This is a genomic window from Blautia hominis, from assembly GCA_002270465.1.
In the GTDB taxonomy this organism is placed as follows: Bacteria; Bacillota; Clostridia; order Lachnospirales; family Lachnospiraceae; genus Blautia; species Blautia hominis.
In genome coordinates this window covers 895086-912954 of sequence record NQOF01000003.1, presented here as the reverse complement: position 1 = coordinate 912954, position 17869 = coordinate 895086, and the positions used below count along the sequence as shown (strand labels likewise).

Here is a 17869-nt window from a genome sequence, read left to right as displayed (position 1 = left end):
TTCCTAGACAATTGCATACTATCCAAATCTTCATATTTCCGTAATACTTTATTTGTCAAAAAGCCTGAAATCCCGCTGTTTATGCGGGCTTCAGGCACAATTATAGGTTACTGCACTCCGGTGGACCTGATGGAGAAATCGCCGCTTCTATGCGTTATCTGTCACAACGTTTCGCAATGCCTAACCGCATCGCCATGGGTACCCTGAATGATATAGGTATATCGTTACCGCTTTGCCCCCTTTTACATTTCCACCAACATGTCATTATTCATATTTTTCTTAACAAGACACACATCCAGGATTTCTGTAGTATAATTTTCCCGTTTGCCACTGGTTTGTATCTGCATTTTTATCCCAAACGGCAAATCTTTCAGCCATACACAAACAATCTGTCCAGGATACACGACAGCTTTATCAAGTATTTCTCGGTAAAGGACATCTTCCTTCTCCTGAAAACGCAAGATATCATTGATCGTTTTTATGTATTTTTCCGGACACTTACTTTCTTTCTCCTCAATTTCCTTCTCCTTTTCTATTTTTAGCAGCCTTCTTTCCAGTCTTTTGATCTGCCCGTCGTACCAATCTTTCTGTTCAGCCAATTCTTTGGCATTTAAGATTCCCTCCAACGCCAAATCCACACATTTTTTCTTTTTGGACTGAATTTCTCCTATCCTTTTCTCAATAAAAGAGTCATCGTACGTGTATAGCTCTGTCCGTTTCAGCCTTTTAATACTCTGTAAAAGTTCTGCCGCTATAGTATCCTTTTCAATCTTTACCTGCTTTACCGCATAAGACACACAAGCGCGCAGCGCCAAGTCACTGACTGCTGTGTTTTGGCAGCAGGAATTACCATGATTTGCATGATTATAACATCTCCAGCTTTTGTAGATACTTCCATCGCTGCGTTTTTTTGTACGGATCACGAAACTTCCTCCGCATTCCCCGCATTTTACTTTTCCACTGCACCAGTAATGACTGCATTGCCCAGCAACTTTTTGCTGCGATGAGGATCTTACTTTCAGCTCTCTCTGTGTTCTGTCCCACAGTTCCCTGTCAATGACCGGTGTGTGATGGTTTTTTAAATATACCATTTCCTCCTCCCCCTCATTTCTTTTTTTTCTGTGGGACAAGAAATCCGGGGTGATTGTTTTTTTCTGGCACAGATCCCCTGCGTACTTCTCGTTTTTCAGAACTTTTAAAATCATAGTATTAGACCATCTCTCTCCCTGTTTAGGCGGTATCCCCTCCTCCGTAAGCTCTCTGGCAATAACATGCGTGCCTTTTTGTTCATTTGTATATTTGTGGAATATGGCTTTGACGATTCCTGCCTCCTCCTCATTGACAAATAAATTGCCCGCCTTCACCGTATACCCAAGCAGGTCCCTGCCAAATACCACCCCCTGTTCCATCCTGCGTTTCTGTCCCCATTTCACACGTTCCGATGTCTTTCTGCTCTCATCCTGGGCAAGGGTTGCCATGATAGACAGACGTAGTTCTCCATCTCCATCCATGGTATCAATATTATCAATGGTAAAAATAACGCGGACTCCCTTTTCCTTCAGTTTTCTTATATAAGAAAGAGTATCCACCGTGTTTCTGGCAAATCTTGATACTTCTTTTGTAAGGATTAAATCTATTTTTCCTGCTATGGCATCCTGAATCATCCGGTTAAACCCTCTTCGGTTTGCAGTCTGGGTTCCGCTGATACCTTCATCATAATAAATACCGGTCAATTCCCACTCTTCGTGCTGACGGATGTAATCAGAAAAATACTCCCGCTGGCTTATGAGGGAATTAACCTGATCATCCTTCTCTGTGGATACTCTTCCGTACGCAGCTGCCCTTACTTTCTTTTTCATCCGGAAAGCCTCCAAATTTATCATATAAAATATATGACCCGGAAAATGATTCCGGCAGCCATATGATTTCATGGTTCCAGTTCATTCAGCAGCTGATTGAGCTGCTCATCTGTCAGCAGGCCGCTTCCATGAAGCTCTTTACAGATTCCCCGTTTTAACTGCCTGCAAAAATGCATCTGTTGTTTTGGCGTCAGCACAATATTCTCCATATCATTCTGCTGCATACAGATATCCTTCTCATTATAATTTCCCACATGGCATCCCCTGCTTTGTCATTATAATAGAATATGCAGAAACAAAACTTTTGCCATTCTGTCCCAGAGTGTGTTTGAAAATTCATTCGGACAATCCGCACGCCCCACTTCGCGGTATATTTGCCCTCAATTCGGTCAACGTAGCCCGCTGCGCCTCCCTCATCGAGGTCAAATCTCCCACATCATATTGAGCAAAGCTCAATAAGCATAAACTGTAACGCACATCTTGCCGAAAGCAATTTTCAAACACACTTTAAGATCCGTTACTTCTCGGAACGTTTCCTGTCAACTATAAATACCTTCTTTCTTGCTTGGCTGCAGAATGATTTTTACAGTCAGCGCAGCAAATACGCAAATCTGTTGAAGAATCACCTTAAAACTGATGTCCTGGACACTGTACAGATATACGGGCAGGATAACAGGCAAAAAGTACCTGAAAGCGGCCGCTGTTCTCTGCCGCTTTTAGGTACTTACTGTCATACATTTCTTATTTTTTTTACTTTACAAGATATCCTCCATCCACAGGAATTATGGCTCCGCCCAAATAATCACTGGCATGTGATGCCAAAAAACACAGGCACCTTTCATATGCACTATGACGTCTCTGAATCCCGTGGGCAGTCACAAGGATTTCCAGATCCTTTCCAAGCTTTTCCACACATTCTTGAAAGCAGCGGTACACCTCCTCGCGTACGGCAAGATTGGCTTTTATGCCATGACATTTAAAACCTTTCCCGCAAAAAACTTCTGCCGCCTCGTATACCTTCGCAGATTTCTTAAATTGACGTATGTGAGCCAAACGGTTACAAACTGATTTTACTTCTCTTTATTTATGCAGCAGCAGTCTCCCGGATGCTCTCCTTCTTCAGCACTCTGTCTTCCTTCGGCACCCTCAGTGCACGTACTGCGTTTAAGATGGCAATGACAGATACGCCTACATCCGCAAAAACAGCTGCCCACATGGACGCAATTCCACAAGCTCCCAGAAGCAGCATAATGCCTTTGACTCCCAGGGCAAATATTATATTCTGGCGGACGATCCGCAGTGTTTTTCTTGAAATGCCCATAGCTGACGCGATTTTTGACGGCTCATCTGTCATAATGACAATGTCTGCCGCTTCGATGGCCGCATCAGACCCCAGACCTCCCATGGCAATTCCGATGTCAGCCCTGGCAAGTACAGGGGCATCGTTGATTCCGTCCCCAACAAAGGCCAGCCTGCCCTTTTCGCTTGTCTCTGCCAGCAGTCTCTCCATATGCTCCACTTTATCCGCAGGAAGCAGTTCTGTATAAGCCAGGTCCAGCCCCAGTTTTTCTGCCACTTTTTCTCCCACAGCTTTCGCGTCTCCGGTGAGCATAACGGTTTTCCGGACACCGGCTTTTTTCAGTTCCCTGACTGCAAACGCTGCATCCTCCTTGATCTCATCCTCAATCAGGACAGCCCCCCGGTATTTCCCATCTTCGGCAACATACACAACTGTACCTGCTTCGGCAATAGGCTGAAACGGTATGTTTTTTAATCTCATCAGCTTTGTATTTCCGGCCAGTACCTTTTTCCCATCCAGAGAGACAGAGATGCCATGGCCCGCGATCTCCTGCACATCGGTAACCCCAAACCGCTCTGTATCTTTTCCGTATGCTTTCACAATAGACCTGGAAATAGGATGGCTGGAGTCTTTTTCCGCACAGGCGGCCAGTTCCAGCAATCTATCACCGGAAATCCCCTGGGGATAACATCTTGTCACAGCAAAGGACCCTTTTGTCAGTGTTCCTGTTTTATCAAATACCACGGTCTCTGCTTTTGCAAGAGCTTCCAGATAATTGCTTCCCTTGATCAGCACACCACATTTTGAAGCACCGCCGATTCCTCCGAAGAAACTCAGGGGTACAGAGATCACAAGGGCACACGGGCAGGAAATCACAAGGAATGCGAGGGCTCTGTGTATCCATGGTGTAAATGCCTGCCCCATAAGCAGAGGAGGTAAAACAGCCAGCAGCGCGGCCGCGGCTACGACAGAAGGCGTATAATATTTTGCAAATCTTGTGATAAATGCCTCGGATCTTGACTTCTTACTGCTGGCATTCTCTACCAAATCCAGTATTTTAGATACCGTTGATTCTCCGTAAGGCCTGCCTACACGGATTCTCAGTGTTCCTGTCTGGTTAATACATCCACTGATAACTTCTGCGCCGGCTCCGATTTCCCTGGGCATGGATTCCCCGGTGAGCGCGGAGGTATCTAAAGTGGAATTTCCCTCCAGAACCGTTCCGTCAAGAGGTACCCGTTCTCCCGGCTTCACCAGTATCACATCTCCTACAAGAACTTCGTCCGGGTCAACTCTGGTTTCTTTTCCTTCCCGCACCACATTGGCATAGTCAGGCCGGATATCCATCAGCCCCGCAATCGAACGGCGTGATCTGCTGACAGCGTAAGACTGAAATAACTCTCCCACCTGATAAAACAACATGACTGCAACGCCCTCTTTGTAGTCTCCCAGGCACATAGCACCCACAGTGGCTACTGTCATCAGGAAATTTTCATCAAACACCTGACCGTGGAGAATATTGGAAATGGCTTTCCAGATAATGTCCCACCCGATCACTGCATAACAGACCAGAAATCCTATAAATTTCCCTGTTTCATTCATGGGAATCCATAAAACCGGAAGGAAAATAAGAACAGCCGTCAGAATCCTGTATAATTGTTTTTTCTGTTTTTTGGTCATTTTTCTCATCCTTTCTTTGAATAGACAGCGGCAGTCCCGCAGGCCTGCCGCCACTGACTTAGATTTTCTTTACTGTGATATCCGGTTCGATTTTTCGGATCAATGTAACCGCTTTCTCTGCAATCTCCTGAAAGTGCTCCTGATCTGCCTCTAAAACCATTTTTTGATTCAAAAAATTCACTTCAGCACCGGCTACCCCTTCTATCTTTCTCACGGAGTCCTCAATTTTTGCGGCACAGTGTGCACAGTCTAAATCTAACAGCTTAAATGTTTTTTTCATAACTTTATTCTCCCTATTAAATATTTTTTCCTTCATATGAACGCTTATTCATATGTTCATATATAATATACAAAGTATTTTCGGTTCTGTCAATACTTTTCTTTAAAAGACAATTAAAAAACAGAGCGGTCAGCGCTCATTACAAGCTGCTGCCGCTCTGTTTCAGGTTAAAACTTATTTAATAGTGCTCATTGTCTTCACTCTCACCGGCAAAGATCCACACCGGTTTGCCGCCCTACTTGTTTCTTTTTCTTCTGGATGCCAAAAGATAAGTAATCCCGGCAAACGCAATCCCTCCAGTTCCTATAAACAGAGCAATGGGGGTGGAATCTCCTGTTTTTACGCCGCCTGTTTTTATCTTAGCTGCATTTCCCGTATTGGCCTTTGGATTCTTCTTATTCCCTGTGTCTGTGCCGTTATTCGTATTTTTTTCCTTATCAGATGACTCTTTCTTGTCTGCCGTCTTCAAACCTTTCACTGCTTTATCAAGAGCATCCGCAGCGGTATTGACTTCTTCCTGGGATGCCTCTTCGGAGGCCAGCAGACTTTTTGCCGATTCCATCGCTGCCTGCAGTGCCTTCCAGGATTCCTCTGTAAAGTCTTCCTTATTAAGCTTTGACGCTGCATTGAACAATTGCTGCAGACTGCTCTTATCCGCAATCTGAGGCTGCTCCGCTTGTACAAGGCCTTTGATCGCTGTGAGGAGTGTATCTTTTGCCTGGTCGATTTCCGCCTGACTGGCGTCTTCTTTCTGAAGTACCACACCGGCCTGTTCTTTTGCCGCCTTAAATGCCTCCCAGCTCTCTTTTGTGTAATTCTCCTCCAGATATCCTGCACACACATCGTACACATTCTGAAGGGATGTCTTATCTGCCTGTTTTGCAGCATCCTCTTCCCTTACCAGTTCTTTTGCCGCCTGAAGGAGTGCGTTTGCTGCCTCATCTGTCTTCTGCTGGTCAGCCAGCTCAGAATCCAGGACCACTTTGGCTGCCTCCTGCGCCTTTACAAGCTTTTCCCAGCTTTCTGCTGTATAATCACTCTCTGACAGAATGCCCGTCATCTCATAAAGATTCTGCAGTCCTGTCTTGTCCGCCAGATTTTCCTTCTGGATCTTCACCAGGCCTTTCATGGCGCTGTAAAGTTCCGCGGCGGCTGCATCTATCTCTGCCTGGCTTATATCCGCTGCCGTATCCTCGGATTCCTCCTTTTCTACTACAATTTCTGTAACTGAAAGCTTCTGAAGAAGTGCCTCTGCTGCCTGCTTTTTCTCAGAATAAATACTCCAGTTGTCCTGTGTATAATTTTCCTCTCTGTACTGTACACAAAGCTCCAGAAGATTGGAAAGCCCTATAATCGTTCCACCTTCACCTATTTCCTGAAGTTCCAGCCCGGCCACTGCATCTGTCACTGCCTCTGCTGCTCTATCCACATCTGCCTGAACAGCCGAGTCATTTTCCAGGACTGTCTGCATATTGTCTAAAGCTGCCTGGCAGATATCCCTGGTTTCTCTTGTATAAATGCTTAAATCCTTTTCCTCAAATACGGAAGCGAGAGCCTGCAGATCGGTTTTATCCGCCTTTGCGGAAGCAGTCAGCTTTCCTGCTGCCTCCAAAATTGCATTGGCAGCTTCATCCACAGATACCTGTGTATATTCTCCCTGTTCCAGGAGATTTACGGCTGCTGAAAGTGTCTGCTCAAAGGCAGCCCAGCTATCTTTCGTATAATCTTCCGGATTCTTGCTCTTATTCAGACCAATCAATGTTTCCAGCACATCTGTATGTACGGATTTATCAACTCTTAAGTTCAGTACAGCCTCTACCAATGAATTTTTTGCGTTCTTCACCATTTCCGCATCTGCTTCCTCATTTCTGATGACTGCATCTGCCCGGTCAAGGGCTTCCTGAAAGGCCCGCCAGCTCTCCTCTGTATATTTTTCGGATTCTTTATCCTTGTTTGCTTCATACAGACGGATAAGTTCTCCCTTGTCGGGTTTTTCACCGGTCTTTGCAATACCCAGAAATGTAATGACTGCCCCTTGATTTGTGGAAGCGTAGACATTAAGCTGTACCTCTGTCTTTTCCTCCAGGGTGAGCCTGCCGCTGCCTATTGCATTGGGGCTGTAGCCATTTCCCACAGACAGTCCTTCCGCGATCATAACGGACTGTGACTCACCGGCTGCTGTTGTATAAACAGCTTCAAAATTACTGGTACGCGGGCCTGACCACCACTCATGGGACTGCACTGTAATATCATATTCCCCTGCATCCAATGTAAATTTGTAGGCATAGCCTTTCTCTTTTCCTGCTGCATTGACTCCATAGTATCCGGTAGTGAATTTATCAGCATGTTCCCCTGTCTTTGCTCCATCATATCCACTTAAGATACCCCAGCCGCTCTCCTCAGAATAGGCCTGGTCAGATACCTGATTCTTCAGCACAATTCCTGACGCAGCTACTGCATTGAATGCCCCGGAGCCTGTTCCCTGTGTACCGCAGTCAATAAAATAGATCAGGTTATCCGGAATCACTTCCACACTGCAGCTCACTTTCAAATCCGTATTTCTCACTACTCCCTCTACAGAAACTGTACTGTAAGGGGAGGTGAACTGTTCTTTTGAAATATTCCAGTCAATCTCTGCCTCTGCGGACAGACCTTCCTGTGTCTCCACCATCACTACAGGCGCCAATGCCGGAAGTGTGCCCGCTGTAGTTGCCGTATCACTGACCGCTCCCGTCACTTTCACCGGAGTCCCGGTACCCTTTTTCAACCCCTCGTATGCAGTCTTGAGCGCTTTTACAGCATCTTTATATTCCGACTCTGCCGCTTCCCCTTTTTCCAGAATTTCTTTTGCTGTCTTCAGTGCTTTCTGGAATTCTTTATAGGAAGCTCTGGTGTAATAGCCCTGCTCAACGGATTTGTACTGTTCATATAAAATATCCAGGACTTCATGGGAAGCCGTTTTTTGAGAGGCATAGACTTCCACCTCTACCAGTCCCGCTGCCCAGGCCGCCCCATTGCCGTTATGTGCATTGACCACATTGTCCACGGTCAGTCTCACATAACGGTAGGACCCGCTTACAGGATTGCTTCTAAAGGCAGCAGTTGTATTGGAGGACTCATCCAGAATCTGTTCCCAGTTTACTTTGTCATTGCTTCCCTCCACACGGTACTGGTAATAAGTCTCGGAGCCGTTGCATAGACGTGTGGAAAGGTCAAATCTGTTTAGATCATATACCTCTTCCAGGTCAATCGTGTAGGAAAAGGGCACGGATGCAGGCGCAAAATAGTTGCTGTTCCCCCATTCCGAGGTAGTGTCACAAATGCCGTCCACAGCCTGCTCTACCGGATGAGCATCACTACCTGCCACGCTGGCCTCCGCTGTTTTTACCTGTGATACCAGTTCGCTGTCCGGAAGCTCAACTTTACCGCTTTCTGCATTAAATGACCACTCATCCACATAATCCATGGATGCGGCAACCCCATCCTCCCCGGCTTCTATATTGAGCGGAAGCCATACGAATGTGGATTTTCCCAACGCACTGGGATTCCAGCGGTCGCCCATATAAATGTACTGTCCATCCCCAATCGCAGCGATATTGGTTGGCTGGCTGTAAAAGGTTGAATTGTTTCCAATGGTTTTCAGTTCATCTGCCGGTGTCCATCCGTTGGGATCTGTGATATCCTTTGTATACCCGTACATGGACTGATTGGGATACCAGCCGGACTGGCCTGAAGTCACCAGCACGTAATAATCCCCGGATTTTACAAGGGCAGGAGCCTCCCTTCCTGCTCCCATCCAAAACTGGTAACTCTCCTCAGGAATTACATCCATACAATCCTGGGTCAGCTTATAAAGTGCCATATTATGACCATTGGCGGAAATCAGATATGCCTGGTTATGTATCGTTCCATCCGCATCAGTTTCCGTATCATTGTAAATAGTCATATCCAGGGAACGATTGGTAGTTATCTCATATTCACCGGTTTCCGCATTATAAGTTCTGGACTTGGGATTGAATCGATCTACAAATTCGTAATCACCGTTGACCGTATCACATTTGGCTACGATCAATTTTGATTCTCCATAATCTTTGCCGTTTTCCCAATGTGCCCACAGTACAAATTCCGATCCATTATAAATCAGCTTTGGACGCTCTATGGTACAGAAGCCTATGGTGCCGTCATCATCCGGCGTATCCGGTGTCAGAATCATGTTCTCAAACTTCCAGTCTGCCAGGTCTGAGGACGAATAAAGGGCAATGCCGCTGAAATTGGCGTTCTCCTTGTACTCCCCTACCCAGTAATATCTGCCCTCATACTCCAGGATATTGCCGCCGTGTCCCTGAATGTTCTCTCCACGGTCATCATACCACAATGCTCCGTTTACAATGGTGTTCTGCTCCGTCTGTTCTGCATCCGCCTGCACCGGAACTGTCATTCCGCCGCCTGAGAATACTACGCAGACCGCCAGCAGGGCACTCAGGAATTTTGAGCGCCGCTTTCTCTTCGCCTTTGTCTGTTCCATAACTCTCTCCTTAAAAATTTATTCAAGCACATCCTGTTCCAAGGCTTCGGATGACCGGATGATCACTTGCTATGTACAATATGGGGACACCCTCCCATATGAAATCGGTTTCAATATATACAAAAAAATAGTGCTGGAATATATAAGATTTTTCCTGGTATTTCTGCATTTTATTTCCGAATTATATTTGAAACCCATTTCAAGCAAAATTATACTATCCCAAGTAATTTTTTGTCAAGCTTCTTTATGCAATCTAACCCTTTTTTTAAATTTTATATTGGATTTCTCCTCAAAATCGCTTAAAATAAAACTAGAAAGGATGGAGTTATTTTATGGAGAACACACAACAGATAAAAGAAAACCCTTTGGGATTCAGTCCCATTGGTAAATTACTGCCCAAATTCGCAGTGCCGGCCATTATCAGTATGCTGGTAAATGCACTGTATAACATTGTGGACCAGATCTTCATCGGGCAGGGTGTCGGTATGTACGGAAACGCCGCAACCAATGTGGCTTTCCCTATCACCACCATAACCACGGCAATCGCTCTTCTTATAGGGATCGGAGGAGCATCCAACTTTAATCTGGAACTTGGACGCAAGCATGAAGAAAAGGCAAAGCATATTGCAGGCACCGGGTTTGGCAGTCTGATACTGTGCGGCATTGTCCTGATAATCATTATCCGCCTGTTTTTAAAACCGCTGATCCTGGCCTTCGGTGCTACCCCAAAAGTTCTGCCTTATGCCATGACTTATGTGGGTATCACTACCTGGGGTATCCCCTTTTTTATGCTGACAACCGGAGGCAACCATTTAATCCGGGCAGACGGCAGTCCCACATATTCCATGATCTCCATGGTCTCCGGCGCACTGATCAACACAGTGCTGGACCCTCTGTTTATCTTTACCTTTGGCTGGGGGATCGCCGGTGCTGCATGGGCAACCGTGATCGGTCAGGTTTTTTCTGCCTGTATGGTCCTCTTCTATCTTCCGCGGTATAAGACCGTACATTTGAAGCTGAAGAATCTCATTCCCAGGATGTCCTGTGTGCAGGCTATCGCCTCCCTTGGAATGGCCTCCTGCTTTAACCAGCTGGCCCTCACTGTGGTACAGATAACCATGAACAATGTCCTGCGCCACTATGGTTCACATTCCGTTTACGGAAGCGACATACCTCTGGCTGTGGTAGGGATCGTGGCCAAAGTAAACATGGTGTTTCTGTCCATTGTCATTGGGATTGCCCAAGGATCCCAGCCTATTGTGGGGTTCAATTACGGAGCCAAAAACTATACCCGTGTAAAAAAGACCTATCTGTGTGCTGCCGGAACTGCAACCATACTGGCTGTTGCCGCCTTTATATGTTTCCAGCTTTTCCCCCGGCAGATCGTGGGACTTTTCGGTTCCGGAGATAAACTCTATTATCAATTTGCCCAGAAGTATTTCCGCATTTTTATGTTCTGTACTTTTTTAAACGGCCTGCAGCCGGTGACAGCAAACTTTTTCACCTCCATCGGCAAAGCTGCCAGAGGCATCGTGCTCTCCATGACCAGGCAGATCCTGTTTCTGATTCCGCTGATCCTGATCTTCCCGCTCTTTATGGGAATTGACGGAGTCATGTACGCAGGTCCTATCGCAGATGGGGCTGCCGGTATTCTGGCTGTTCTTCTGGTTCGGAAAGAGATAAAGCGGATGCCTGCGGACGGGGAACTGCCGGCATGAGAAACATTCGGTTTGTCAAGTATCCTGTACCGGGCGGTCACTCTTGTCAACATTGAGCTTTTTGTACTGTTTCGGCGTTATATGGTGGTACTGCTTAAAAATTTTCCCAAAGTAGCTGCTGGTCCCAAAGCCGGTCTCCACAGCCACCTCCAGGACACTTTTATCCGTATAGCGCAGAAGCTCCTGCGCCTTCTGAAGGCGCAGGGAAACCATAAATTCCCCGGGTGTCTCCCCAAGACTTGTCTGGAACAAGCGGTAGCACTCCCGCTGACTGATATGTATACTGGAAGCAATGTCCTTTACTGTTATCTTCTCACTGTAATGTTCCTGGATATAGGACAGCATCTGTTTGATCCGTTCGTCCTCCAGGGTATTGTACCCTGTTCCCTTCTTATTCTCATCCATGGCCCAGGAATACACAATCTCCCAGAGTTCCGAAAAAAGGCTTCTGAGGCGCAGCTCAAAAAAACGCTCCCCTTTGATGCTCAGCTCTGCGCCTTCTCTCATTTTTTCCAGAAATTTGGCGCTCCCCGCATCGGAACAGTAAAGCGGCACTGCATCAAGCTGTCTCTGTTCCAACACCGGAGCAATATATTTAATGTCCAGTATACTTCCGGAAGCACCCGCCAAAAAAGACCGGTCAAAGAACTGGGACTGCAGTCTCACATCCTCCACAGGCTTTAGGGGATGGAGATAATGCAGGACACCGGAATTGATAAAGATCCCGTCTCCTTCATGCAGTATAAATTCGTGATGATTGGTTTTATACTGCATACTTCCCCCTAAAATATGCCCGAACTCAAATTCATCGTGCCAATGCCAGGGAATATCCCCAAAGAAATACGCCTCCGGCCTTGGCACATACAGTCCATAGTGAAGCATCTGGTTTTGAAATACGATTTTCTCTTTTTTTCTTCCGTCTATATCAAATTTTCTGAATTGTACCATAGGCCCCTCCGTAAATGGCAGGATTTTTATATTTTCAGGCAGTATGATTATTTTTATATACCTAAATCCACAGTATAATTATATTATTGCGAGACCGAAAAGGTCAATAGAAAATACGCTTAACACGATCAAAGGAGGATACACCTATGATTTATTATGTAGCCGCAAATGCTCCGAGAAACGGATGCGGTACAAAAGAAAAACCGTTCCAGACCATCAGCGAGGCAGCTAAGATCGCTTGTGCAGGTGATGAAGTCCTGGTAGCCCCCGGTATCTACCGGGAATATGTAAATCCGGCAAACGGCGGTACAGATGACCAGAACCGCATTGTATACCGCTCTGAAGAGCCGCTGGCCGCTGTCATAACCGGTGCAGAACCTGTAAAAAACTGGACGCAGCACCAAGGCAATGTATGGATGGCCCGCATCCCTAATGGAATCTTCGGCAGCTACAATCCCTACACCACAGTGATCGCAGGTGACTGGTACCGCGCTCAGGAACCGGTCCATACCGGAGAAGTATACATAAACGGCAAATCCATGTACGAGACATTTTCACTGGAAGACGTGGCAAACCCGACCGTATACAAAGGCTCCTGGGACCCGGATTTTACCCTCTACAAATGGTATACCGAACAGGACGGTGCCTTCACGGTAATCTACGCCAATTTCCAGGGCACTGACCCTAATGAGGAAACTGTTGAGATCAATGTGCGCCGAAACTGTTTCTATCCGGATAAGACAGGTGTAAATTACATCACCCTGTCCGGATTTACCGTAAAACAGGCAGCTACTACCTGGGCACCGCCCACTGCTTACCAGGAAGGCATGATCGGCCCTCACTGGTCAAAAGGCTGGATCATCGAGGACTGTGAAGTCTCTGATTCCAAATGCTCCGGTATTTCCCTCGGAAAATATCTGCAGCCCAACAATGAAAACAAGTGGACCACCAAATTCTATAAAGACGGCACCCAGACAGAACGTGATGCAATCTGCCAGGCACAGACAGAGGGATGGACCAAAGAGAACATCGGCTCTCACACAGTCCGCCGCTGTAACATCCATGACTGTGGGCAGACCGGAATTGTAGGACATTTAGGCGGTGTGTTCTCTGTCATAGAGGACAACCATATTCACCATATCAATAACAAACAGGACCTGGCCGGTGCGGAAATCGGCGGTATCAAAATGCATGCTGCCATTGATGTGATCATCCGCCGCAACCATTTCCACCACTGCACCCGTGGTCTGTGGCTTGACTGGCAGGCACAGGGAACCCGTGTCACACAGAACCTGTTCCACGACAATGTTCCGCCAAAAGGTACCAAGATCGCCAATGGACTGGCTCTGGCTGAGGATATTTTTATAGAGGTTTCCCATGGTCCCACACTGGTTGACAACAACCTGCTCCTGTCCGACTGCGCATGCCGCATCAGCACACAGGGCACTGCTCTTGTACACAACCTGATCGCAGGCTCCTTTACCTGGGTAGGCGCCGGAGTGGATAACGGCGGTCAACATCTGCCTACCCCAAGATATACACCATACCACGTTCCGCACCGCACAGAGGTTGCCGGTTTCATGACCATCCTCCACGGTGATGCACGCTTCTACAACAACATATTTGTACAGAAGGAAATCCGCCGGGACCTGGTTGCCTATGCAGAGGCTGAAGGCATGGGAACCATGGATAAATACCAGTTTATCTGCGGTACGAAACCGTACGACGGATATCCCACGGCAGAGACATACTTTGGACGTTTCAACGCAGAGACTGCTGTGGACCACGACAACAAAGACATCTATTATGACCATCTTCCTATCTACACCGGAGGCAACGTATACTTTAACGGCGCTAAACCGTGCGATGCAGAGGAAAATTATAAAGTGGATGAGGAACACAAGATCACACTGGAATTGAAAGAAGAAGGCGGCGAATACCGCCTGGAGACGAATCTGTATGAATTCCTTCCAAAATTTGAGACCCCGTTTGTGAGCACGGAAATGCTGGGTGAGGCTTTTGAGCCGGAACAGAAATTTGAAGCGCCTGACGGAACTCCTATTGTGTTTGACCAGGATTATTTCGGTAAAAAACGCGATATGATGCCTCTTGCAGGACCTTTTGCCTGCGGATGTGAAGCAGAGGATGTATTATAAGCACTTCCCGCTCCTGACCGGACAGCCTGTTCTATAAAAGAACAGGCTGCCTCAGTAAGGGGCTTTTTTTCATTTCCGACAGGAGTTTTTCGTCACTCCACAGGGCGTTGTGGCCGCCCAGCCTGATATTTGGCTTATGTCTGCCATGAAAATCACTGCCGCAGGTAACAAGAAGACCGCCCTGTATGGCAGCTTCCAGATAATGCGCCGCTTCTGCCCTGCTGTGATAAGAAGAAAATGCCTCAATCCCGTCAATCTTCTCCTCCATTATTCCAGCCAGCAGTTCATCATCCCCTTTCAGGTTTTGGCCCGGATGCGCAAGGACCGCCATGCCGCCGGCGCTGTGTATCAGAGCTGCGGCATCAGGAAGGGAAAGATAAGAGATCTCCACATAGGCAGGCTTTCCTTTGGAGAAAAAATCCCAGTAGAACCGCACATTGGGCATATCACTTTTCTGTCCGCCGGGAAGATAAGGTACCAGTCTCTCATCTCTCTCTGCTTCCTTCCGTCCCAGGACATACGCAGCGATCTGCTCTCCTGTCACAACACCATTTTCTGAGTCTGCAAGAATCTTATCTGCATCAACATAAATGCCGGATGCCTGCGAAAACAGCCTGATCTTTTCCTCTGCTGCCCTTCTCTCCTGGTTGAGGATATCCTGTTCTATCTCCCAAAATTCCTCCCGGGACACATCAATGCCATATCCCAAAAGGTGAAAATCATGCCCCCTGTACACACAATCCAGCTCCACACCGGATATGACCCGGACAGAAACAGCTTCCTCCATAGCTTTTGACACGCCGCGGACAGAATTATGGTCTGTAACAGCAATCCACTCCATCCCGCCGGCCTCACACTGTCTGACAATCTCTCCCGGAGAAAATTCTCCGTCATCACTGAATTTGGTATGGATATGGAAATCAACCTTTGACATGGACACACACCTCCCTTTTTCCCTGCAGATGGTAGTAAATCACCTGCAGAAGCAAAATACCCGCTGTGGATATCAGATATAGACCACGTATCCCGTTCATAGCGGCAGCAGATCTCACGGCAGCACCTGACTCCAGAATGCCTTTTACGGCCCCACCGATCATTGGCCCCAAAATAAATCCAAGCCCGATCATTGCTGTATAAAAGTTGTCATACAGAATTCTGTTTCCTTTTGGCATCAGCTCATATCTCCTGTTAAAAACCGCAACCACAAAACCGGCATTCGCGGCGGAGGACACGAGAAACGCCGCCGGTATAAACAAGAACCAGTTTTTTGGCGCTGCAAAAGACATGAACAGTGTCTCCCCGGCAAACAGCCACACCGAGGTTTTCAAAACAAACGCATGCCCCCGCTTATCACTGATCCTTCCCCAAAAGCCCAGCAGCACAATCTGGGGCAGAGAAATGATCATATACATTGCTGTCACTGTTTTATAAGGCAGCGCCAGATATTTTATCATATACACCATGGTAAAACTGTCTGAAATATTAAGAAGCAGATAGAATGCCAGAATATAGATCACAAACCCCATAAAAGTCCGGTCTCTAAGGGGAATCTTCAGCGCGTCCCGAAGTCTGCACCCCATCCCGGCAGGCCGGTACGGGGCACCATCCGGTGTCCGCAAAAGAAGTATGATCTCAAAGACACTCATCAGGGCTGCCGCGCCAAATAAAACAACAAATCCCAGGTACTTTCCCTTCATATGATCCATCCAGATACCACCTGTCACGGACAAAATAACGGTAACACTCAGGGTGAGTGTCTGTCTCAGTGATATGTACTGACCACTTTTCTTTTCATCAATAAAACCCATCATCCACTGGTTCAGAGCCACCGCTGCCTGGGCCTGCAGTGTAAAAGCTGTAACCACAGCCAGGATAAATGCCGGAATCTGTATCTTCCTTGGAACCACAGCCGGTATGATGACAATAAAAAGCGTAGCTGTTCTGGACAACACCGTAAATATGACCGTCAGCCGCTTACGGCTCTGAAACCGTTCCAAATATGGTGCAAGCCCAAGGATCAGCACACCACAGATATTTACCACCACACTCAGATAACTGACCAGCACATCCCCTGCCCCCATAAGAAGTGCAAACCCACTCAGGAATACACCGCTGGTCAGATAAGTAAATGCCGTTCCGAACCCAGTCTGCACAAAGAAACAGACCCGGGGTCCGGTATCAAGGATTTTCTCTCTCTTACTCATAAACATGGCTGCGCCTTTACAAACTGTACCTCGTCGAACATTTTCCCGGCGGTAAGACTTGCCATACCGTCAAAATAATCCTGCCACACATCCTTAGAATAGAGGATCTCAGGCAGAAGATGCTTCGGCAGAAAGGCGGAAAGGCCGTCACCAACAGGCCCGATACAGTTCTTCCGCAGACTGGGACCGCCAAGGACCACATACTGCGGATTCAGAATTCCGCAGATAAAACTGATGACTTGGACCACCAGATTTACATATGTGACGTCCTCCATAGGCTCTGCCATACAGGCATCCAGCGTCTTTCCGTGTTCCATGGGCAGCAGTCCCAGCTCCCCCGCAAAATTATTATTTCCGTGGACAACCCTGCCCCCTGCGATAAAGCCTGCGCTTACACAGCCCTTTTCAAAATAGAGAAATGCCATATTCACGTTATTCGGGTTCTCACATGGAAACTCCTTTGCGTAACACCGACCGAATCCGATGGCAGTGGCATTTAAGTCATTTTCCAGCACTACCGGGATTTTATACCGTTTTTCAAGGTTGTCACCTATATTTACTTTATATAATTTCCCGTCAGTCTCATTGGTCCTCCAATACCCTCCCCCTTCCACTGCTCCAGGCACGCCAATGCCTATGGACTTGAGTTCTCTTTTTTTGACCAGCTCATCCAGCCAATCGGTGACGGCGCTCTCAAAATCACCGTTGACTGCCTGCAGCCTTGTTTTTTCCACGATCTCGCTGCAGACATTGATCAGCAAACCGTAAATCTGGTCTCCTGTGATACAGAAAGCTGCACCGTAATACCGATCGGGCCTGAATCCATAGCGCTCCGCCTTTCTTCCTCCGTTGGACTCATCGTATCCAACACTCTCAATTTCTCCGTTCTGCATCATTTCAGACAATAGGGAACGGACTGTGGTGGAACTGATCTTTGTCTCATAGGCAATCTCTGCCCTGGTGGCAGTTCCTTTTGCTTTCAGGACTTTCCGTATGAGGGAAAGATTTGCCTGTTTTAATACTTTTGGTCTGGCAGTCAGAGTGTCCATATGCATTCTCCTTTTTGCTTTTATCGTATACTTTTATAAGTTTATGATAAAAGTGTATAACAAATGACATTCCCTGTCAAGTTCCTTTTTTACCCATTTGCAGTTTACTGTTACTATTCACGGCTGCTATCCCGCGAGGTGTTTTTATGC

General features: G+C 47.0%; 12 protein-coding genes and 1 pseudogene. 4 read left to right on the top strand and 9 right to left on the bottom strand.

Going from position 1 to position 17869, the window contains the following annotated elements; genetic code table 11:
• Positions 1 to 119: 119 nt before the first annotated feature.
• Positions 120 to 218, top strand: a pseudogene (locus tag CI595_RS27170) (manganese catalase family protein); the annotation flags it as partial.
• Between the two features lie 24 nt (positions 219 to 242).
• Here the strand turns inward: CI595_RS27170 and CI595_RS14455 are convergent.
• Together CI595_RS14455 and CI595_RS14450 are read right to left on the bottom strand one after the other, a co-directional pair.
• On the bottom strand, positions 243 to 1859 hold the full coding sequence (locus CI595_RS14455) for a recombinase family protein (protein WP_095174353.1): 1617 nt from the start codon (positions 1857 to 1859) through the stop codon (positions 243 to 245).
• 68 nt (positions 1860 to 1927) lie between these two features.
• The gene (locus CI595_RS14450) at positions 1928 to 2113 is read right to left on the bottom strand and encodes a hypothetical protein (protein ID WP_095174317.1); all 186 of its coding nucleotides are present in this window, start codon (positions 2111 to 2113) and stop codon (positions 1928 to 1930) included.
• A gap of 68 nt (positions 2114 to 2181) precedes the next feature.
• Here CI595_RS14450 and CI595_RS27160 point away from each other — a divergent pair, with 68 nt between their 5' ends.
• Entirely contained in the window at positions 2182 to 2304 is a 123-nt protein-coding gene (locus tag CI595_RS27160; protein ID WP_408608198.1) for a DUF6783 domain-containing protein, read from the top strand.
• Positions 2305 to 2943: 639 nt separating this feature from the next.
• On the opposite strand, the gene CI595_RS14435 is transcribed toward CI595_RS27160, so the two are convergent.
• The 3 genes from CI595_RS14435 to CI595_RS14425 all read right to left on the bottom strand — a co-directional run bounded on the left by CI595_RS14435 (position 2944) and on the right by CI595_RS14425 (position 9644).
• Positions 2944 to 4839, bottom strand: a complete 1896-nt coding sequence (locus tag CI595_RS14435) for a heavy metal translocating P-type ATPase (RefSeq protein ID WP_095174315.1) — start codon at positions 4837 to 4839, stop codon at positions 2944 to 2946.
• Positions 4840 to 4897: 58 nt separating this feature from the next.
• Complete coding sequence (locus CI595_RS14430) at positions 4898 to 5119, bottom strand: cation transporter (protein ID WP_095174314.1); 222 nt, start codon at positions 5117 to 5119, stop codon at positions 4898 to 4900.
• 235 nt (positions 5120 to 5354) lie between these two features.
• The gene (locus CI595_RS14425) at positions 5355 to 9644 is read right to left on the bottom strand and encodes a discoidin domain-containing protein (protein WP_095174313.1); all 4290 of its coding nucleotides are present in this window, start codon (positions 9642 to 9644) and stop codon (positions 5355 to 5357) included.
• 332 nt (positions 9645 to 9976) lie between these two features.
• Here CI595_RS14425 and CI595_RS14420 point away from each other — a divergent pair, with 332 nt between their 5' ends.
• Positions 9977 to 11362: an MATE family efflux transporter gene (locus CI595_RS14420; RefSeq protein ID WP_095174312.1), complete on the top strand. Its 1386-nt coding sequence runs from the start codon at positions 9977 to 9979 to the stop codon at positions 11360 to 11362.
• A 15-nt stretch (positions 11363 to 11377) separates the two neighbouring features.
• Here CI595_RS14420 and CI595_RS14415 read toward each other — a convergent pair whose 3' ends face one another.
• Positions 11378 to 12310 carry an AraC family transcriptional regulator gene (locus CI595_RS14415; protein WP_095174311.1) on the bottom strand — a complete coding sequence of 311 codons (933 nt, stop codon included), beginning with the start codon at positions 12308 to 12310 and terminating at the stop codon, positions 11378 to 11380.
• A gap of 146 nt (positions 12311 to 12456) precedes the next feature.
• Here CI595_RS14415 and CI595_RS14410 point away from each other — a divergent pair, with 146 nt between their 5' ends.
• Positions 12457 to 14466, top strand: a complete 2010-nt coding sequence (locus CI595_RS14410) for a right-handed parallel beta-helix repeat-containing protein (protein WP_095174310.1) — start codon at positions 12457 to 12459, stop codon at positions 14464 to 14466.
• A 31-nt stretch (positions 14467 to 14497) separates the two neighbouring features.
• Here CI595_RS14410 and CI595_RS14405 read toward each other — a convergent pair whose 3' ends face one another.
• From CI595_RS14405 to CI595_RS14395, 3 genes are read right to left on the bottom strand one after another with little or no spacing between them, the layout of a single operon-like run.
• Positions 14498 to 15400, bottom strand: a complete 903-nt coding sequence (locus tag CI595_RS14405; RefSeq protein ID WP_095174309.1) for a PHP domain-containing protein — start codon at positions 15398 to 15400, stop codon at positions 14498 to 14500.
• Positions 15387 to 16670, bottom strand: coding sequence for an MFS transporter (locus CI595_RS14400; protein WP_243135169.1), 1284 nt, complete (start codon positions 16668 to 16670; stop codon positions 15387 to 15389). Before CI595_RS14400 ends, CI595_RS14405 begins: the two co-directional genes overlap by 14 nt.
• Positions 16667 to 17719, bottom strand: coding sequence for an ROK family protein (locus CI595_RS14395; RefSeq protein ID WP_095174307.1), 1053 nt, complete (start codon positions 17717 to 17719; stop codon positions 16667 to 16669). The genes CI595_RS14400 and CI595_RS14395 overlap by 4 nt, the downstream gene beginning before the upstream one ends.
• Positions 17720 to 17869 lie beyond the last annotated feature (150 nt).